Raw genomic sequence first — 18730 nt, 5'->3', positions numbered from 1 at the left:
AAAATTTTAATCCGGAAACTTTGTCACTTAATTTTCATTCGTGCTGGACTCTTCCGCATTGTAAGGTGCAAATCCCGGCCAATAAAAAGCATCCGCTGTGGGTCTGGCACCAAATATTGCCTGCCCTACCCGTACAACTGTCGCACCTTCTTCAATAGCGATTTCATAGTCGCCCGACATCCCCATCGAAAGCTGGCTGAGACCGGAATGAACCTTTATCGCTTCATCGCGCAAACGTCGCAGCAAACGAAAACATTGCCGTACACGCTCCTGATCCTGACTAAAAATTGCTAAAGTCATCAGTCCTTGCGGCTTAAGACGAGGATAATCAGATAGACGCTCTACGAAAGCCGTGAGATCATCAGGATGCAGGCCATATTTGCTTTGCTCTCCAGACGTATTGACCTGAACAAAAACATCCAAATCCCGCCCCATATTTTCAAGCCGGCGATTGAGTTCTTCAGCCAAGCGAAAACTATCAAGTGCATGAAATTCCGATGCCAAGCGCACCAGATATTTCACCTTATTGGTCTGTAAATGCCCAATAATGCTCCAATTGATTGCAAGATCACTTAAAACTGCCTGTTTATCACGCGCTTCCTGCAGTTTATTCTCGCTAAAATCATGAATACCGGCGGCATAAGCAAGTCGCAGAACATTCGCCGGAACCGTTTTCGTCACCGGTAAAAGGCGCACATCATCAATGTTGCGCCCGCTACGCAGGCAGGCAGCTGCCATCCGTTCTTGGACGTTGAACAAATTAGCGGCAAAGGATGATTTCGGATCATGACCAAAACGGTCTATATCAGCTTGCGACAATGTCTTCTGATCATGCACATTCGCCATCTCCGCCAATTGATCAGGACGTTCAGAAGTCGCAAACATGATATTTCTCCTGCAACAATCAAAGCTTTAAATAAGCAAAAGCTAGCATAAAGCAGACGCAAGCAAATCAGCCACTTGAGAATAAACTAACAGGCCGGCAAGTTGAAAATTAAATCGTTTTAAAATCATAAGATCTTGCTATATCCTATCAGCGAACAGAGACGTTGTGTTAAAAACAACATGCAATATAACGGCTTGCAAAAACTGTCTGGCAGCAATAATTCTGTTACCAATGATACAGCGATGAGCCTTCTGGTTAATCGCTTTTTTTACACATGATAATGCAAGCCTTGGTGCTTTAGATACAGAAAGAAGTTAGACGTGAAAGTTCTCATTTGTCCTGATCGCGATGCAGCGATCGAGCGCGCCAAAGGTATTATTATTGATCACGTTCATGCGCAGCCAAAAGCCGTTCTCGGCCTTGCCACTGGTGGCACCATGGTGCCTTTATATGAACAGCTCGTCAGTGCTTATCAAGCAGGCAAAATATCCTTTGCCGATGTGACAACTTTCAATCTTGATGAATATATCGGTATCCCGCCGGAACACCCATGTTCATATCACACTTATATGCGTGACATTCTCTTCCGGCACATTGATATCGACCAATCCCGCACGCATCTACCACATGGTTTACCCGATAATGTTGACGCGGAAGCCGATCGCTATGAAGCAGAAATCGCTGCTGCCGGTGGCATTTCACTGCAATTATTGGGAATCGGCAAAAACGGCCATATCGGTTTTAACGAGCCATCCTCATCGCTTACCTCTCGCACACGCGTAAAAACGCTGACGGAGAACACACGCGCTGCCAATCGCCAATATTTCCCCGAAGGCGAAGAAACACCTCGTTTCGCACTGACCATGGGTATCGGTACAATTTTGGATGCACGTAAGTGCTTGCTGATTGCAACCGGTGCCGATAAAGCGCAAGCAGTCGCTGATATGGTTGAAGGCCCTGTTTCTGCTGTTTGCCCAGCATCGGCGCTACAATTCCACCGCCATGCAACCATCATCACCGACCGTGAAGCGGCCGCTAAACTGCGCCTGACTGATTATTATCAGTATGTGCATCCGGATGGGAAATAATCCTTATTTATATTAACGATAATAAAAATGGCCTGCATGATGAGATCGTGCAGGCCATTTTTATATGTCCTTAATACTATGCCTTATACTCGGCGTTCAACCGCTTCGATACTGGCTTGCAGGAATTCCTGCGTATAAGTGGCACTCGCACGTGAATGACGAAGGTCATCATCCGTCAGTTCTTCCAGAATGACGCCCTTGTGCATCACGCCGACGCGCTCGCAAATATGCGCCACCACCGCCAGATCATGGCTCACCATCAAATAAGTGAGATTTCTTTCACGGCGCAGCATTTTCAAAAGATTGAGAATTTCCGCCTGTACCGAAACGTCCAATGCTGATGTCGGTTCATCCAGCAACAGCACATCAGGCTCGATAATCAAGGCACGTGCAATGGCCACGCGCTGACGCTGCCCGCCAGACAATTCATGCGGATAACGGTATAAAAAGCTTGGACCTAAACCAACCGCTTTCAACACGTCCAGAATACGCTCTTCTTTGCGATCCATTTTGTGAATGGCAAGGCTCTCCGCCAGCACTTTATGCACCTGTTTGCGTGGATGCAGCGAGGCGTAAGGATCCTGAAACACCATCTGTACACGGCGGAAAAAAGCCTTGTCGCGTGTCTGTGGCAATGTCACTTTATCAAAGACAACATCACCCTGATAATGTGGAATAAGCCCTGCAAGCGCACGCAGGATTGTCGATTTACCGCAACCGGATTCACCAATCAAACCATAGGCTTCACCACGTTCAATGTGGAAATTCACCTGTTTGACAACGCGGGCGCGTTTGCTTCCCTTGCCAAAGCTGATGGAAAGATTACGCACATCAACGAAAGGAGCTCGTGTCATATCTGTCATTTATTTGCTCCAGCCAAAGTTGGTTCGGTCAGCCAGCTTGGATCACGCTGCGGCACTTCCAGCATATCAACCGGCTCGTTAAGACGCGGCAGACTGGCAAGAAGCGCTTGCGTATAGGGATGCTGCGCTTTGTGCAGTTCTTTAGCGGGCAAGTCTTCCATGATACGTCCGGCATACATCACCAGCACGCGATCACAAAAATCCGCAACCAAGTTCAGATCATGGCTGATAAACATCAAACCTGTGCCTGAACGGCTGACCAGTTCATCCAGAACTGTCAAAACCTGACGGCGTACAGTGACATCCAGCGCCGAGGTTGGCTCATCGGCAATAATCATATCCGGCTCAGGGATCAGCATCATCGCGATCATCACGCGCTGCCCCATGCCGCCGGAAATTTCATGCGGGAACAATTGCATGACACGTTCAGCATCGCGAATATGCACCGCTTCCAGCATATTCAAGGTACGCTGGCGCGCTTCTGCTTTGTTGACCTTGTGATGCAGGCGATAAGCTTCCATGATCTGATCACCGATGCGGATCAGTGGATTCAGCGAATATTTGGGATCCTGCAGGATCATCGAAATCTTATTGCCGCGCACTTTGCGCATGTCTTTCTCGGAAGCATTGAGCAAATCCGTTTCGCCAAAACGCATGGTTTTGGCGCGGATTTTTGCAGCTTTAGGGGTCAGTTTCAGCACCGAGCGGCCAGTCATTGATTTACCCGAACCGGATTCACCAACAATGCCGACCTTTTCGCGGCCAATCGAAAAACTGATACCGCGCACGACATCAAAATCCCGATCAACGCCTGGAAAAGAAACCCACAGATCTTCAACTTCAAGTAAAGGCTTGGTCATTTTATTATCCATTCCGCGGGTCAAGAACATCACGCAAACCATCGCCAAACAGGTTGAAGGCAAGGCTTGAGAGCAAAATGGCGCAACCTGGAACAGCGGCCAGCCACCATGATGTCATCATGAATTCACGGCCACTTGAAAGCATCGCTCCCCATTCTGGGCTTGGCGGTTGTGCACCAAGGCCGAGAAAGCCAAGACCGGCAGCGGTCAGAATAATGGAAGCCATATTCAAGGTGATACGGATCACTACAGAAGGAATGCACATCGGCACGACATGGCGCAAAATAATACGCATGCTGGATGCACCCTGCAATTTGATCGCCGCGACATAATCGGATGAGCGAATGGTCAGGGTTTCGGCTCGCGCCAGACGCGCAATCGGCGGCCAGGAAGCCAGCGAAATGGCAATCACAGCATTTTCAAGACCGGGTCCAAGGGCTGCGGCAAAGGCGAGCGCCAATACCAAACTTGGAAAGGCCAGAAAAATATCGACGATACGCATCAAAGCTGTATCAACCCAACCACCCATATAGCCAGCGGTGGTGCCGACGATCAAACCAATCGGCGCGGCAATAATGGCGGTCAGTGTTACAATATAAAGCGTTATGCGCGAGCCGAAAATCAGACGACTATATATATCACGGCCGATTTCATCAGTACCGAAATAATGCTGCCATGAAGGCGGCTGCAAACGATTGGCCAGATCACTGCTATAAATATCATAAGGCGCGATATAAGGCGCAAAAATTGCAATCAACACCAAAGCGAAGACGACAATCATACCAAACATCGCCGATGTATTCATGCGAAATTTGAGCCATGAGCGATAGGATTGCTGCACCCGTGACTGGAAAGCGGAAACAGCAACAGGTGCGCTCAGCCATGCGCGAAATGCCGATTGTTTGCGCAATGGTTCAGAAGCGGAATGATTACTCATTGTCATATTTCCTTATCTGGTGCGCGGATCGAAGACGCGATAGAGGAGATCGCTGATCAGATTGATTGCAACAAAGAGAATGCCGATCAGCAATGTACAGCCGACAACCGCATTCATATCACCAGCCATCAAGGCATTGGTGAGATAGCGGCCAAAGCCCGGCCATGCGAATATCGTCTCGGTCAGAACCGCACCTTCCAGCAAGAAAGCATAAGAAAGCGCAACAATTGTCACCACCTGCACAGCAACATTGCGGAAAGCATGTCCCCATACGGTACGCGACCATGAGAGACCTTTGACGCGGGCGGTAATGATATATTCCTGATTGAGCTGCTCAATCATAAAGCCGCGGGTCATACGGCTGATATAAGCCATCGAACCAAAAGCCAAAATCAATGCCGGCATGATGATGTGGCTGAAAGCATTGCGGAACGCTTCCCACTGGCCTTGCATCGCCGTATCCAGCAGCATGAAACCGGTTTTGTTTTCAAACGCATATTCATAAATGAAATCAATGCGTCCCGGCCCACCGATCCAATCGAGCCTGGCATAAAAAATAATCAATGCCATCAGACCCATCCAGAAATTCGGGGTCGAATAACCAAACAGGCTGATAATACGCACGCTGTGATCCAGCGGCGAATTACGATACATGGCAGAATAAACGCCGAGCGGAATACCAAAAGCCGTTCCGATGATGATCGCGACCGTTGCCAATTCTATGGTCGCCGGAAACACGCGGGCAATGTCTTCCAGCACAGGGCGACCTGATGTCAGCGCCTGCCCGAAATCAAACATCAGCGCATTTTTGACATACATACCATATTGCACAATCAGCGGCTGATCGAGGCCAAGTTTACGATACATCATATCATAGGTTTCCTGCGAGATATTGTCTCCCAGCATGGCAATGATCGGATCCAGCGGCAAAAGGCGGCTGATAAAGAAAGTGAGCGTAACCAATCCCAGAAGCGTAATCGCGATGGAAATGATCAGACGCGCGGCGGCGGCGAGAAACTGAAGCGCAGGGCTAAGTTCTCGTTCAACCTCCCCATCTTCAATGATTTCATGCGTCGTCATCGGCAGTTATTCCTAAAAAATAAGAGCAAGATTTTATACAAGTGAGGGCGTGTGCTTGTCATAAACAGGGTTGAAAAAATATCCTGTTCTGCCGGCAAAAGACCGGCAGGACAGTTTTTGAACACTTATTTTTCAGCCAAGTCGTAATAGGCGCGAAAACCATTCCACTGCCAATTTTTCATCGCCTTGCTCAGGCTTGCAGTGGTCAGGCTCTGGAAAATATAGGCATGCGGGCCCTTTTCCAGCATTTCTTTCTGCAACGCATGGTAAAGCTCTTTACGCTTTTCCTCATCACGTTCGAGCAATGCCTCATCCACTTTGGCATTGACTGCTGCATCAAAATAAGATGCGCGCCAGCTCGGATACATCGACTGCTTGGCTTCTAAGCGATTGTCCGGATTGTAAATCTGGCGTGACGCATTACCATGTGCGTCCGGAACTGTGGTTTTCCATCCCAGCAATGTGGTTTGGAATTCACGACCACGAACACGACTGAAAAGCTGCGATGATGCCATACGCTCAATCTTGATTTTTACACCCACTTTGCTTGCCGCATCCTGAATGGACTGTGCAATCGGCGCTGCATAAGGCTGATTGGTAATCAACATGGTTGTTTCGAAACCATCAGGATAACCGGCTTCAACCAGCAATTCTTTGGCTTTTTCCACATCCAGTTTAAACGGCTGACCTTCTTCTGCATCAAGCGCACCAAAGGCACCAAGCTGGGCAAACGAAGCGCGCGGTACACCACGGTTTTTAATAATCGTGTCGGCAAATCCCTGATAATCAATCAGGTAACGCATTGCCAAACGCACTTTTTCATTGGCGAAGACAGGATCGCCATTATTGAGGTTCCAATAGAAGATCGACGGATTGAGAATGCGCGAAACGTTAATCTTGTCCTGCTTTTCCAGATCGTCCAGATCTTCAGGTGTGAGATCGCGGGCAACGTCAACATCGCCTTTTTCAAGCAGAAGACGCTGGGTACTTGCTTCAGACACATGACGGATCAGTACCTGCTGCAGTTTTGGCGCTTCACCCCAATAATTATTGGTTGCCTGCATGATGACAACTTCGGCAGGGTTCCAACGCACCAGCTTGTAAGGGCCGACACATTCCGAACGGGTGGTGAGATATTTATTGCCCATATCGCCATCAACCTGCTGTTCCATCAGCAGTTTCTGGTTGAGAAGCGAAGCGACACGGTTGGCGGCGATGGCCGACATAATCAAATTGATTGGATAAGCCTTATCAAGCTTCATCACCAATGTATTGTCATCAGGTGCCGAGATGGTGTCATCAATGGTTTCTTTAACAAAGCCATATTCGTTCAAAGTAGCGGCATTACCGAAACCAAGTTTGACCGCACGCTGTAAGGACCAAGCCATATCTTTGGCGGTTGCTTTGTCACCATTTTCAAATTTCAGATCGTCGCGCATATGAAAGGTGATCTGTTTGCCGTCTTCCGAAACATCCCAGCTTTTAGCAAGCTTTGGTACAACCTTGCTTTCATCAGCCGGATCGACATCCACCAACGGATCGCAAATATTTTGAATAATTTCGTTGGTAGCGGCTTCCCCGATCTGCGCCGGATCAAAGGTGCTGATCGCGTCAATATTCCACGCCATCACTAAAGTATTGGGTGGTGAGGCCGCTTCAGCTGCAAAGACTGCGCCAAAGCCTGCGCCGGCCAAACCGGCAGCAATGGCAACTGCACTGCTGCGACCAAGAATTGATTTCATTGTTAAGGTCATGATGTCTCCCACTTTATTTTTTGATTTAAAACTAACGGTTTCATCCAAGCCGCATGTGGAACGAAACCGGATATGACATGTACTTTGCTTATACCGCCCTTTACTCGGCAGGACGTGGCTGCAGAGGCGGATTAACCTCTGGCGGAATCGGACAGGTGTAAGGCATTTTCGCAGTGCGCGCCTTATGGTCTGCTTTTGCCTCCGTCATGATTTTTTCATCTTCCATGACGTCGATCGCTGTGCCGGCCATCACTTTGGCGGCATAAACCATACCCTTATGCGCGGCAGGCATTTTGCCCTGCGCCGTAATCTGCCACGAATGCCCCGGCGAGCCGATAGCGTGCGTTGCAACACGAGCCTGTACGGTAGGAACAATCCAGCTGACATCGCCAAGATCAGTCGAGCCAATCATCGGCACGCCTTTTTGTTCACGCGGCAACACATAGTCGCAAAGCGGCGAATTGGCATCATAGTCCTGACCAACGCGCAAATAGTCGGTTTCGATATCTTCCTGCGAAAGTGTCGCCTGAATTTCACGTGCAAATGCACGGTCTGCATCATCAAAAGGCACACCGCCCAAACGATCCATATTTGACTGCATGGCGATTTCCAAAGGTGTGTTGCCAAGCAGATTGGAAACCGCACTCATGATGGAAATATCAACCGTGGTGTCGGTCATCATGGCAGCACCTTGTGCTACTTTTTTAACGCGTTCATTCAATGCAAACATGCCAGCCAGATCGGTTGCACGGATAGCATAACGTACTTTTGCTTTGGCTTGCACCACGTTTGGCGCAATGCCACCGGCATCCAGATAGGCATAATGCAAACGGCAATCGGCAGGCACATGCTCGCGCAAATAATTGCAACCAACGCTCATCAACTCAACCGCATCAAGCGCCGAACGGCCAAGGTGCGGTGCTGCCGCCGCATGGGATGCGCGGCCGGTAAATTCGAAATCCATACGGGTATTAGCCAAAGATTGTGCATCATCGACTTGCGTGAACGATGCCGGATGCCAGCAAATGGCAATATCCACATCATCAAATGCACCGGCACGTCCCATAAAGGATTTGGCAGCTCCGCCTTCTTCAGCCGGGCAACCATAGTAACGCACACGGCCTTTTTTGCCGGTTGCTTCAAGCCAGTCTTTAACAGCAGTTGCTGCCAGCATCGCAGCCGAACCCAGCAGATTATGGCCGCAGCCATGTCCATTGGTGCTACCTGCCATCGGACGTGGTTCGGCAATGCCTGCTTCCTGGCTTAAGCCCGGCAGTGCATCATATTCACCCAAAATTGCAATAACAGGGCCGCCTTCACCGGCTTCACCCATCACAGCCGTTGGAATACCGCCAACATTTTCGGTAATGCGAAAGCCCTGCTCTTTCAGCATTGCGGTATGTTCAGCGCAGGACTTATATTCCGTATATGCGATTTCCGGCATCCCCCAGACGCGGTCGCTCAAAGCTTCAAACTCAGCCTTTTTAGCGTCCACGTGATCCCAGATTACTTCACCATTCTTCACGGTGCTCACTCCCAGTCATAATTCCAGATATTAAGATTTTAAAGATTTTCACTCATGAAACGTGCCAGCTCGCTAAAAACCAGACGACGGTTTTCAACACGGGCAAAACCATGGCCTTCATGCGGAATGCGCAAGATTTCAACCGGCTTGCCAAGACCACGCAGACATGAATAAATCTGCTCACCCTCACATGGTGTCACGCGCGGATCTTCCAGCCCGTGCACAATCATCAAAGGTGCCTGCACCTGATCCATTTTATTGATCGGAGAAAAACGCTCTAAATCATCGCGCATGGTTTCCACGTCGCCATATTCGATGGCACGCAGTTGTTTGCGCCAAGGGCCAGTGGTGGTCAGCAATGTGAGGAAATTGGCAATACCGTAAAATTCAACGCCAAGCTTCCACAAATCCGGATATTCGGTCAGCGCTGCCAGCACCATATAGCCGCCATAAGAGCGGCCAAAGACGCCAATGCGGCTTTCATCCACATCTGCGCGTGCCCCTACAGCCATACGCACAGCTTTCAAATCCGCCACACTATCAAGGCGCAATTCGCGGTCATCCAGATGCTGATAGGCACGGCCATAACCGGTACTGCCACGAATATTGGGCGCAATCACCATGATGCCCTGCGCCAGCATATATTGAATGTCAGCGCGGAAATCCGGTTTCCATTGTGCTTCAGGGCCACCGTGAATGATGATCATCACCGGATAACCGTTCTCATCAGCTGGTACCTGTGGCTGATAGACAAAATAAGGAATATCCAGACCATCAAAACTTGCAACACTCGTGACTGTCGGCTCCAAAAATGCAGGCAAAGCTTTTTTAGCCTTTGGCGCATCGCTCACTCGTGTGAAAACACCGGTCTCGACATCGCAGCTCCAGATGTCTGATGAATGTGCCGCACCTTCAATCGGCATCACCAAAGATTGGCCGTCTTTTGACCAAATGAGTGAACCGACAACACCGGCAACCGGCATCTCATAGCGCTTCAGCACCTCACCTTGACGGCTGACTAATACGATATCATTCCAGCCCTGGCGGTTGAGGACGAGTGCGAACTTGTCCTGTTCAGGCGAGAGCACCAATGCTTCCACATCCTGGTCCTCAAAAGCTGCAACTTCCTTCAGAACATCTTCATTGGCAGGTTTGAACATGACAGAAAGATATTCACGTTCCTGATCGCTGATCATCAACAGCCCGCTGTCATCTTTCAATGAGCGGATAGCCTGATAACGTGCACGTCCCTGATGCGGCAAAATCTTTGTATATGTCTTGGTTACAATATCAAGCAGGCAGAAATCCTGATCGGTCATAGCGCGGGTACAATCATTGACCATCAGCGCCTTGCCATCACGGGTAAATGCAGCAGGGGTGCGCCAGCCAATGCCTTCGTAGACACAAACAGCTTCTGCAGAAGCCACTTCCATTACATATAAATCCATGTCGGATTTGTTGCGATAATTGGCAGCATAAGCGATATGCGTGCCTTCCGGCGACCAGCAACCCCATGCATGCACAACAGTTGTATCGGTGGTGAGCGGGTGCGGCTCGCCCTGCAAATCCTTAATCAGCCACAGCTGATGACGCTCATCACCACCGAAGTCAGTGGTAATGAGCAGATCATTGTTTTTCGGGTTAAAAGCCATTGCACCGACAGGTTCAGGCATATTGGTCAACTGGCGCGGCTCACCACCATTCACAGGCTGCATCCACACCTGCATCATTCCGCTTTGATCGCTCAAATAAACCAGCCATGCACCATCGGTGGAAAATGCCGGTTTAACCGCCTTACAAATATCCATGTAATCGGTCATCGAAATTGATTTGTCGCCGCTAGCCATAACTACCCTACCCGTTTTTATAAAATTCTGTTTTGCGGCTTAAACCGCTGCATCTGCATTCGTGGTTTGTATGATATTGACAGCCAGACGTGCTGTTGCTTGCGTCAAAGCCTCCAGCATCGGCCCGACAGTGGCTTGATGATTAGCCAATGTCACAATGGTGAAATTTGCCTCCGGCCACGCTTGTTTCAGCTTCCATGCGGTCATCATCGGCGTCACAGTGTCATAACGCGCTTGTACAATTTCTGCCGGAATGTGACGAATCTTGTCGATATTATCGGTCAGATAATTAGCTGACAGAAAGGCACGATTGATGGAGTAATGCGTGAAAATGCGCGAGACAGCCAAAGCAGCCTTCGGATCAAGCAATTTTGCCACATGATCGGAACTTGGCTCCAAAGTCTGGGTGCGGGCAGAAAATCCGCGCAAAGCTTGCGCCGCCGCCATTTCCAACTCCGCATCACCAGAGGTCAGGCGCTTGTAATAAGCGGTGAGCAGATCGCCACGTTCTTCTTCTGGTACAAATTCCGCAAATTCCTGCCAAAAGTCTGGGAAAATCGCACGGGAGCCATGAAACCACCATGCCACATCTTCATCACCGGCCAGAAAAACACCATGAATGCGAAAGCCCAAACATCTTTCCGGATGTGCAATTCCGTAGGCCAATGAAAGACATGAGCCCCATGAGCCACCGGTGACAACCCAGCGATCAATGTTTAAATGCTCACGAATGGCTTCAATATCGGCAATCAGTTTTTGGGTGTTGTTATTTTCAAGTTCGGCAAAAGGTGTGGACTGACCACAACCGCGCTGATCGAAGGTCACGACATAATAGGTTTCTAGATCAAAACTTTCGACCGAACGCGTAGATGCACCTGCACCCGGGCCGCCATGCAGAAATACCGCCGGAATCCCTTGCGGATTACCATATGCGTAAACAGCCAGCTCATGCCCATCACTGACGGCAAGACGAAATTCTGCATTTGGTAATGTCATTTTGTCCCCCAAAACCGATCTGTAACAACCAGATCTGCCGCATAAATCACTCTTGAGCTTCAAAGCTCAGGCCTCCACCTGAAACAAAGAGTGCCTTGTTTAGTGCCAATAAAATTTTGAGAATACCAATGCAAAATCAGACTAGTTATTCCAATTCGGAATAGTGAGAATTTTAATCCGACAATAGTCATCCAAAGCGAGCTAAATGAAACAATCATGACAAAATTGAAAAATCTGCATTCAATGCTCGTGCATGTAACAGGTGGAATTTAAGTATCTTATAATTTAATCAGCAGATATCATTGAGTTACAGTTTTTTGTGTTTTAGATAATTCATTCAAACACCAATATAGCCCGTTTACATATTCTAATTTTGCATGAGTCCATCCGTTCTTTCGCTAAGATCGAAACGAATTGCAATTGTTCACCCATCCACAAAGAATTAAACTGAAAATAGCAACAGTGCCCAAATTGAAGTGAGAAAGAATGGAACTAAAGTGGCTGAAAGATTTTGTTTCGCTTGCACAACATTCCAGTTTTTCCCGCGCTGCTCAGGATCGTAATATAACCCAATCGGCTCTGAGCCGTCGTATCCGCCAACTGGAAAGCTGGGTGGGCATGCCGTTGATTGACCGCAGCAGCAATCCGGTCAAACTAACCGCAGCAGGCGCAAGCTTTTTGCCATCAGCCCATGATGCTATCGACCTTCTGACCAATGCCCGCAAATGGCTTTATGAGCAGTATAATCCGGTGTGGGAAGTGCTTTCCTTTGCCACGCTCAACAGCCTGTCTTTAAGTTTTTTTCCGCTATGGATGGCGGATATGGAAGCATCAGGCGACGAATTTCGTGTGCGTTTTACCGATCCGCATGCTTCATTTCTGGGCAATGTTTCAACGCTTGTACATGGTCAATGCGATTTTTTTCTAACCTATGCACTTGATAATGTTAAACAAATGGAAGACTTGAAAAAGTTTCCTTATTTGTCTGTCGGTCTGGAACGCGTTATTGCCGTCAGCGCGCCCAACCGCGATGGCACGCCTATGCATAGCCTCGTCAATAATTATCAGCCAACCCATTTTTTAAGCTATCGCAGCAACGCCTTTTTCTCACTAGCTTTGCAGCATTTAATCGAAAAACGGCAATATAATCTTCATTCCGTTTATGAAAACGGTATGTCGAGTGCGCTCAAAGCAATGGCTATTTCCGGCCACGGCGTGACATGGGTACCGCAAAGTCTGGTCAGTGATGAACTCAGCCGCAAATTGCTGGTACGGGCTGGCACAGCTGAAGATGACTTGCTGGTGGAAATCCGTATTTACCGCACGCTCAATTTCCGCAACCAACAAGCAGAGAAATTCTGGCGCCGCGCATCATATTTGACCGCTTTGAAAGCCGCAAAATCGCAAACCAGTAAGTAAAAATCGGGGCGGATCATTAATAATCCGACCCGATTTCATTAATTAAGCCATATTTTCATAGGCTGCATCAAAGAATGCAAGTTCAAGTTTAACAGCGCGCTGGAAAAAATCTGTGCAACGCATTGCATCCTGTTCGCCGACACGATCAAGTTCAGCACGCAAAAAATCAACAAAATCTCGAAAAAAACCGTTGTCATGCAATGTGATCCATTCAGCATGCACAAAATTTTCCGGCAATATTTTCGTGGTCGTTGATGCCCATTCCAGATAAAGCCATTCAGCCACATTCAACACCGATAAAATCACCGGATAGGAACGCGTTTCCGCGGCTTCACGCATGATCGCTTTAAAACCTTTTGTCGGCTCACTATCAGCAATTGCCTCTCTGGCTTGATCGCTCACGCCCAGCGCTTCAAAAGAGCGTAAAAAATAAGTATTCTCGTCACTAGAAACCATACCTGCAAATTGTCCGAAGCGTAAACGCGCTTCAAACCTATCAGCCGTGGCAAGGGCGGCGCCAAGAAGCACCAAAAAACTGTCCAGAAAGCGATGATCTTGTATCAGATAAGATGCCATAACATCGTCTGAAATAGTTCCGGCGCATAGTTCATGTACAAAGCGATGCTCAACCGCATTGTCCCAGACCGGCTGGCTGTTATTTTTCAAAATATCGGTAAAACGATCAGTCATTGCTTTGCCTTTTCATGGTTGGCTGCAAGACCGGTAAATTTCTTATTCATAAAACGGCCTCGCAAAGAGGCCGGCAAAAGGCAGGTTTGTCTTCCCATCCCTTCGCCGGCATGATCCGGATCAGGTTCGAAGGGTCATTGCGCCTTTAAAAAAACAGCAATATCTCAGCCCCTTGACGGGACACCCCTTGGTCTATCCATGAGTAGAGGCACTATGACGGTCAGTCAACTAGCAAGATAAGATTTCGCCTTACTGGGCCGATGGCGGGGTTTGCAACGGTGCGCTGACATCAGGCACCTGATTATCATTGGCGAATGAATTATCATTTTCCGAAGCATTACGCCCATAAATCTCGACGCCGACCCACACAAGCACTGTCAATAAAAGACTGCATAGTAAAACGACAAGCACAGGAACACCTTTGCGTCCTTGTCGTGCATCTTGTGCCGGTACTTTTTTCATCACCATCTCCTGTTTTTACCCCTCAATTTTAAAAATGGCCGGGAAAAGTGCATATTTAACGCGCTCTCTTCCCAGGCCATTTTAATTATTATGCTGGCTCAAGCCATCGATCTCAATATGCAGTTATCGCATGGTGAGAAGTTTTTGACGCTCCAACTCTACGTCTTCCGGCGTATAAGGCGCCGATGTGTGATCAAAGTGCTCCCAACCCTGCTCGCGATAATATTGGCGACGGGCATTAATATCGACACCACCTGAATCGGCCAAAATGCGTTGCGCGACAGGCACCTTTTCATCATCGACCTTAACCGAAACCAGTGCGCCGCCGCGCCGCACGCCTTCCGCATAAACATGTGCCTCCTCATCCGGCACACCGCTATCAATCAAGGCGCCAATCAACCCGCCGGCAGCTCCGCCCGCCACTGCACCGCCAAGTGCACCGGCAAGTGTTGCAGACAACCAACCGGCAGCAACAACAGGGCCAATTCCCGGAATGGCAATCATGCCCAAACCGGCCAGCAATCCGCCGCCTGCTCCAATTGCCGCGCCAACACCTGCACCGACACCCGCACCTTCACCGGCTTCCGTTTTGTTTTCTGCATGATGTGAAACAATGCTAATATCTTTATAAGGGATACCCGCTGCTTCAAGTTGAATAACCACACTTTTTGCGGTGGTGTAATTATCGAATAACTGATTAAGTGTTTTCATAATATTCGCCCTTTTTCATTATCCTGAAGTGACATTACCTTGATAATCCATCTTGATCATCACGGGTGTTCCGTCCTTTTCGCCGGCAGCGTGCCAGACACCATCATCGTCAAGGGTCAACCCCATAACATTGGTGAAACCGGCTTCTTCCATCCGGCTTTTTGCCTGTTCTTGGGTGAAACTGTTTTCGCCTTTTACCGGAGCGGACGGGTTGGCTTGTTCCGGCATGACAACCGCAGGTTTATCTGTAGTCGGCGTTGTTTGCGCCTGTGAAATCGTAGGCACGCATATACAAGCAGCTACAAGCGTCATCGTTTTGATATTCATGATCAGCTCCTGTGTTTGTCACTGTATTTCAGTGATATTGAATAAACACATGAGAAAGTGAAAACGTTCCGTTCTTTTTATTCACAACTCGTTACATAAACAAAAATATCTTTATTTTATATAGAGTTACAATTTTCATCAAAATAATATGAACCATTTTCAAGTTCTTACGTTGTTTTAGTATCTTTATAAAACAAAGGAGAAGATTAATGGATTGGAACCGTATTGAGGGTAATTGGAAGCAGGTTAAGGGCAAGGTAAAAGAGCAGTGGGGCAAACTCACCGATGATGATCTTGACCAGATTCAAGGTCAGCGTGAACAGTTGGAAGGCAAAATTCAAGAACGTTACGGTGTTGAAAAAGACCGTGTTAAGCATGAAGTAGACAGCTGGTATAACAACCAGAAATGGTGATCAGATGATGTGCGCCTGATGGCGCACATCATCTTTTAAAGGCGAAGCAGATGATTATGACCGTCGATAGAGAGCGCCATGAACTACTCATAAAAAGTGTAATTTTGTCTCATCTCCAGGATCAGACAAAAACAGGCTCTGATGGCTTTAAAATTCTTTCCGATTTTCTTGTAGCAGCAAAATTTTGCCGGATGAAAGATGAGAACGTTTCCTGCAATCTTACTGACGATCAAAATACACATGCCCGCGCCATTAAACTACTCATGAAGCGGCTTCTTCATGATGGGGCAAACCATCATGAAATCAGTGAGCATATTATAAATTATACAGAAGCTTTGCTAAAAACTTATCAAGGTGAATATCCAGAACAATCATAAAATGATGGAACAAAATAAGATAAAAGCAACAGTGCTGAATTCAGCACTCTTTCTTGATGTAGATGGCACGCTTCTTGACATAGCAGATACGCCTGATGCGGTGAAAGTGCCGCCGAATTTACCCCAAACTTTAGCTCACTTGTCCGAATGTTTCAAAGGGGCCATTGCTTTGATAACCGGTCGTGAGATTGCATTTATAGATACACTTTTTCCCAATTTGAACCTACCAGTTGCGGGACTTCATGGTGCGGAACTTCGTCTTGAAAAGAATAAAATCCGACGCCAGCAATTAAGTGAAAACTTTCTCAAAGCCAAAGCCTATTTAAAACAAGCGGCCGATGATCTGATGGGGGTCGCCTTTGAAGATAAAAACATGGCTGCTGCCTTGCATTATCGAAATGCCCTTTCCATGCAGGCCATTGTTAAAGAACAGCTGGAAAAGGCTGCACAAATTGCAGGCACGGGTTGGGCTGTACAGCATGGCAAAATGGTTGCCGAACTACGTCCTGCCGATTGTGACAAAGGCACTGCCCTATTGCAGATCATGCAACTCCCCGCTTTTATAGAGCGCAAACCTTACGCTTTTGGTGACGATCTTACCGATGAACAAATGTTTTATGCTGCTGTTCAATCGGGCGGCGCGGGGATCCGTATTGCTGAAAATACTGAGAATTCAGCTGCGGCTTTGTCCATATCTTCGCCTGCAATACTACGGCAATGGCTGCTTGAAACCACTCAAAAATCATCCAACGAAAACATCTTCAGTAATATTTTTTGAGAAAGGCACAAAACCCGACTGAATTCACATTAACAGAGAGGGAAAAATTGTGAGCAGATTAATTGTCGTATCAAACCGTGTACCCTTACCGGAGAAAGACGGTAAAATACCAGCAGGCGGCTTGGCCGTTGCACTCCACGCAGCGCTTGAAACTTATGGCGGAATTTGGATGGGATGGTCTGGCAAAACAATTTCCAATCATCAGAATCCTGAGTTAAAAATCATCGAGAACGGCAAAATAAACTATGCAGTTCTTGATTTGAACCGTACTGATATTGATGAATATTATGCCGGTTTTGCCAACAGAATGCTTTGGCCGCTATGCCATTACCGTTTGGACCTGATTGATTATACCCGCAAAGATATGGCCGGATATTTTCGGGTCAATCGATTGTTTGCCAAACAATTACAAAATCTGCTTCAACCTGATGATATTATCTGGGTTCATGATTATCATCTCATCCCTCTGGCCGCGGAACTCAGACAATTAGGCGTAGAAAACCGTATCGGTTTTTTCATGCATATTCCTTGGCCATCAGCAGATGTTTTTTTTACACTTCCTGTCCATGAAATCATAATACGAGGGCTTTCGTCTTATGACTTGGTGGGCTTCCAAACAGATTATGATGTGGAAAATTTTATCGGTTGTTTAAAACGTGAAAAAATCGGTCAGCCTGTCGGCAATCAAATCTTCGATATTGATGGACACAGACTGAAAGTTCAAAAATTCGGTATCGGCATTGAAACAAAAAAATTCGCCGAGATTGCAGCAAAGTCGGCCAATAATGTCACTGTCAAACGTATGAGCGAAAGCATGCTGGGGCGGAAACTCATCATCGGCGTTGACCGTCTTGATTATTCTAAAGGTATCCCAAACCGCATCGAAGCGTTTGAAGAATTCATTGTCCAAAACCCGGAGCAACAAAATAAAGTTACTTTCTTACAAATAACGCCAAAATCTCGCTCGGCAGTGCCGGAATATATTGAAATGCAAAGTATGGTGGCCGAGCTTGCCGGCCGTGTTAACGGCGCACTCGCAGCCGTTGACTGGACACCGATCAGATATATTACCCGCTCATTAAACAGAAACACATTGGCAGGCCTTTATCGTCAGGCGCAGGTAGGATTGGTTACCCCATTACGTGACGGGATGAATCTTGTTGCCAAAGAATATGTGGCGGCACAAAATCCGGACAATCCCGGTGTTTTGGTTCTGTCTCGCTTCGCAGGTGCTGCACGCGAGCTGGATGGTGCCATTTTGGTCAACCCTTATGACAAACAATCCATCTCTATTGCTCTACGTACAGCTTTATCAATGCCGTTTGATGAGAGAAAAGAACGTTTTCAGACCATGATGGATTTTTTAATGGATAATGACATTCATCATTGGTGCCGCGACTATATTGAAGAACTAAAACTTCGCCATTAACCCAACCGACAGTAAAATGCCGCCTGTAACAGGCGGCATTTTTATAGATTTGTTATATTATTATTTTTCCCAGCGACCTTCATATTTAAATTCCGGTGCTTTTTCGATTTCTTCTTTGGTAGCGCTCATCGTTGCCTGCCATTTTTTATCATCAGCAACATAAGTAATATTAACTGATTGCGGGCTGACGATCACATATTTCTCAGCAATACCTAGGATGTGGAGCTGATCAAACAATTGTCTTTATTGAGTGTTTTTATTGATTTTTAGGTTTTGACAGTAGAGAGG

General features: G+C 47.5%; 20 protein-coding genes and 1 riboswitch. Of the genes, 6 read left to right on the top strand and 14 right to left on the bottom strand.

From position 1 onward, the window contains the following. Positions 1-27: 27 nt before the first annotated feature. Entirely contained in the window at positions 28-846 is an 819-nt protein-coding gene (locus JNC77_RS12610; RefSeq protein ID WP_374833176.1) for a YggS family pyridoxal phosphate-dependent enzyme, read from the bottom strand. A 360-nt stretch (positions 847-1206) separates the two neighbouring features. Here JNC77_RS12610 and nagB point away from each other — a divergent pair, with 360 nt between their 5' ends. Continuing rightward, positions 1207-1974: a glucosamine-6-phosphate deaminase gene (gene nagB, locus JNC77_RS12605; RefSeq protein ID WP_374833031.1), complete on the top strand. Its 768-nt coding sequence runs from the start codon at positions 1207-1209 to the stop codon at positions 1972-1974. An 83-nt stretch (positions 1975-2057) separates the two neighbouring features. On the opposite strand, the gene JNC77_RS12600 is transcribed toward nagB, so the two are convergent. The 8 genes from JNC77_RS12600 to pip all read right to left on the bottom strand — a co-directional run bounded on the left by JNC77_RS12600 (position 2058) and on the right by pip (position 11836). Next, entirely contained in the window at positions 2058-2828 is a 771-nt protein-coding gene (locus tag JNC77_RS12600; protein ID WP_374833174.1) for an ABC transporter ATP-binding protein, read from the bottom strand. A gap of 5 nt (positions 2829-2833) precedes the next feature. After that, positions 2834-3697, bottom strand: coding sequence for an ABC transporter ATP-binding protein (locus JNC77_RS12595; protein WP_374833029.1), 864 nt, complete (start codon positions 3695-3697; stop codon positions 2834-2836). Positions 3698-3701: 4 nt separating this feature from the next. Next, a complete protein-coding gene (nikC, locus tag JNC77_RS12590) occupies positions 3702-4640 on the bottom strand; it encodes a nickel transporter permease (protein ID WP_374833027.1) in 939 nt (312 codons plus the stop codon). 6 nt (positions 4641-4646) lie between these two features. Further along, positions 4647-5714, bottom strand: coding sequence for an ABC transporter permease (locus JNC77_RS12585; protein WP_374833025.1), 1068 nt, complete (start codon positions 5712-5714; stop codon positions 4647-4649). Positions 5715-5839: 125 nt separating this feature from the next. Next, complete coding sequence (locus tag JNC77_RS12580) at positions 5840-7468, bottom strand: ABC transporter substrate-binding protein (RefSeq protein ID WP_374833023.1); 1629 nt, start codon at positions 7466-7468, stop codon at positions 5840-5842. Between the two features lie 100 nt (positions 7469-7568). After that, entirely contained in the window at positions 7569-8993 is a 1425-nt protein-coding gene (locus JNC77_RS12575) for a M20 family metallopeptidase (protein WP_374833021.1), read from the bottom strand. A 38-nt stretch (positions 8994-9031) separates the two neighbouring features. Then, a complete protein-coding gene (locus JNC77_RS12570; protein ID WP_374833019.1) occupies positions 9032-10840 on the bottom strand; it encodes a S9 family peptidase in 1809 nt (602 codons plus the stop codon). 39 nt (positions 10841-10879) lie between these two features. Next, positions 10880-11836, bottom strand: coding sequence for a prolyl aminopeptidase (gene pip / locus JNC77_RS12565; protein WP_374833017.1), 957 nt, complete (start codon positions 11834-11836; stop codon positions 10880-10882). 486 nt (positions 11837-12322) lie between these two features. On the opposite strand from pip, the gene JNC77_RS12560 reads away from it, so the two are divergent. Then, entirely contained in the window at positions 12323-13255 is a 933-nt protein-coding gene (locus tag JNC77_RS12560) for a LysR family transcriptional regulator (RefSeq protein ID WP_374833015.1), read from the top strand. A 42-nt stretch (positions 13256-13297) separates the two neighbouring features. On the opposite strand, the gene JNC77_RS12555 is transcribed toward JNC77_RS12560, so the two are convergent. From JNC77_RS12555 to JNC77_RS12540, 4 genes are all read right to left on the bottom strand, one after another. After that, positions 13298-13945 carry a TenA family protein gene (locus JNC77_RS12555; protein ID WP_374833013.1) on the bottom strand — a complete coding sequence of 216 codons (648 nt, stop codon included), beginning with the start codon at positions 13943-13945 and terminating at the stop codon, positions 13298-13300. A gap of 80 nt (positions 13946-14025) precedes the next feature. Further along, a riboswitch (TPP riboswitch) is annotated at positions 14026-14143 on the bottom strand. 51 nt (positions 14144-14194) lie between these two features. Beyond that, a complete protein-coding gene (locus tag JNC77_RS12550) occupies positions 14195-14407 on the bottom strand; it encodes a hypothetical protein (protein WP_374833011.1) in 213 nt (70 codons plus the stop codon). Between the two features lie 123 nt (positions 14408-14530). Continuing rightward, complete coding sequence (locus JNC77_RS12545) at positions 14531-15118, bottom strand: general stress protein (RefSeq protein ID WP_374833009.1); 588 nt, start codon at positions 15116-15118, stop codon at positions 14531-14533. A gap of 18 nt (positions 15119-15136) precedes the next feature. After that, positions 15137-15445 carry a PepSY domain-containing protein gene (locus JNC77_RS12540; RefSeq protein ID WP_374833007.1) on the bottom strand — a complete coding sequence of 103 codons (309 nt, stop codon included), beginning with the start codon at positions 15443-15445 and terminating at the stop codon, positions 15137-15139. A 209-nt stretch (positions 15446-15654) separates the two neighbouring features. On the opposite strand from JNC77_RS12540, the gene JNC77_RS12535 reads away from it, so the two are divergent. Genes JNC77_RS12535 through otsA form a run of 4 tightly spaced genes read left to right on the top strand, consistent with a single transcriptional unit; the run spans position 15655 to position 18442 of the window. Further along, on the top strand, positions 15655-15858 hold the full coding sequence (locus JNC77_RS12535) for a CsbD family protein (protein ID WP_374833005.1): 204 nt from the start codon (positions 15655-15657) through the stop codon (positions 15856-15858). Positions 15859-15908: 50 nt separating this feature from the next. After that, on the top strand, positions 15909-16235 hold the full coding sequence (locus tag JNC77_RS12530; protein WP_374833003.1) for a hypothetical protein: 327 nt from the start codon (positions 15909-15911) through the stop codon (positions 16233-16235). Between the two features lies 1 nt (position 16236). Beyond that, on the top strand, positions 16237-17013 hold the full coding sequence (otsB, locus tag JNC77_RS12525; protein ID WP_374833001.1) for a trehalose-phosphatase: 777 nt from the start codon (positions 16237-16239) through the stop codon (positions 17011-17013). A gap of 49 nt (positions 17014-17062) precedes the next feature. Next, positions 17063-18442, top strand: coding sequence for an alpha,alpha-trehalose-phosphate synthase (UDP-forming) (gene otsA / locus JNC77_RS12520; protein WP_374832999.1), 1380 nt, complete (start codon positions 17063-17065; stop codon positions 18440-18442). 60 nt (positions 18443-18502) lie between these two features. Here otsA and JNC77_RS12515 read toward each other — a convergent pair whose 3' ends face one another. Continuing rightward, complete coding sequence (locus tag JNC77_RS12515) at positions 18503-18679, bottom strand: hypothetical protein (RefSeq protein ID WP_374832997.1); 177 nt, start codon at positions 18677-18679, stop codon at positions 18503-18505. Between the last annotated feature and the right edge of the window lie 51 nt (positions 18680-18730).

The organism is Paenochrobactrum pullorum, assembly GCF_041929845.1.
In the GTDB taxonomy this organism is placed as follows: domain Bacteria; phylum Pseudomonadota; class Alphaproteobacteria; order Rhizobiales; family Rhizobiaceae; genus Paenochrobactrum; species Paenochrobactrum pullorum.
This window is presented reverse-complemented; position numbering and strand designations above follow the sequence as displayed.

What these genes read in the sequence shown, in the direction of transcription:
- JNC77_RS12610 (WP_374833176.1), bottom strand. Translation starts at nt 846, where the DNA reads ATGGCGAATGTGCATGATCAGAAGACATTGTCGCAAGCTGATATAGAC.
- JNC77_RS12600 (WP_374833174.1), bottom strand. Translation starts at nt 2,828, where the DNA reads ATGACACGAGCTCCTTTCGTTGATGTGCGTAATCTTTCCATCAGCTTT.
- JNC77_RS12595 (WP_374833029.1), bottom strand. Translation starts at nt 3,697, where the DNA reads ATGACCAAGCCTTTACTTGAAGTTGAAGATCTGTGGGTTTCTTTTCCA.
- nikC (WP_374833027.1), bottom strand. Translation starts at nt 4,640, where the DNA reads ATGACAATGAGTAATCATTCCGCTTCTGAACCATTGCGCAAACAATCG.
- JNC77_RS12585 (WP_374833025.1), bottom strand. Translation starts at nt 5,714, where the DNA reads ATGACGACGCATGAAATCATTGAAGATGGGGAGGTTGAACGAGAACTT.
- JNC77_RS12580 (WP_374833023.1), bottom strand. Translation starts at nt 7,468, where the DNA reads ATGACCTTAACAATGAAATCAATTCTTGGTCGCAGCAGTGCAGTTGCC.
- JNC77_RS12570 (WP_374833019.1), bottom strand. Translation starts at nt 10,840, where the DNA reads ATGGCTAGCGGCGACAAATCAATTTCGATGACCGATTACATGGATATT.
- pip (WP_374833017.1), bottom strand. Translation starts at nt 11,836, where the DNA reads ATGACATTACCAAATGCAGAATTTCGTCTTGCCGTCAGTGATGGGCAT.
- JNC77_RS12560 (WP_374833015.1), top strand. Translation starts at nt 12,323, where the DNA reads ATGGAACTAAAGTGGCTGAAAGATTTTGTTTCGCTTGCACAACATTCC.
- JNC77_RS12555 (WP_374833013.1), bottom strand. Translation starts at nt 13,945, where the DNA reads ATGACTGATCGTTTTACCGATATTTTGAAAAATAACAGCCAGCCGGTC.
- JNC77_RS12550 (WP_374833011.1), bottom strand. Translation starts at nt 14,407, where the DNA reads ATGAAAAAAGTACCGGCACAAGATGCACGACAAGGACGCAAAGGTGTT.
- JNC77_RS12545 (WP_374833009.1), bottom strand. Translation starts at nt 15,118, where the DNA reads ATGAAAACACTTAATCAGTTATTCGATAATTACACCACCGCAAAAAGT.
- JNC77_RS12540 (WP_374833007.1), bottom strand. Translation starts at nt 15,445, where the DNA reads ATGAATATCAAAACGATGACGCTTGTAGCTGCTTGTATATGCGTGCCT.
- JNC77_RS12535 (WP_374833005.1), top strand. Translation starts at nt 15,655, where the DNA reads ATGGATTGGAACCGTATTGAGGGTAATTGGAAGCAGGTTAAGGGCAAG.
- JNC77_RS12530 (WP_374833003.1), top strand. Translation starts at nt 15,909, where the DNA reads ATGATTATGACCGTCGATAGAGAGCGCCATGAACTACTCATAAAAAGT.
- otsB (WP_374833001.1), top strand. Translation starts at nt 16,237, where the DNA reads ATGATGGAACAAAATAAGATAAAAGCAACAGTGCTGAATTCAGCACTC.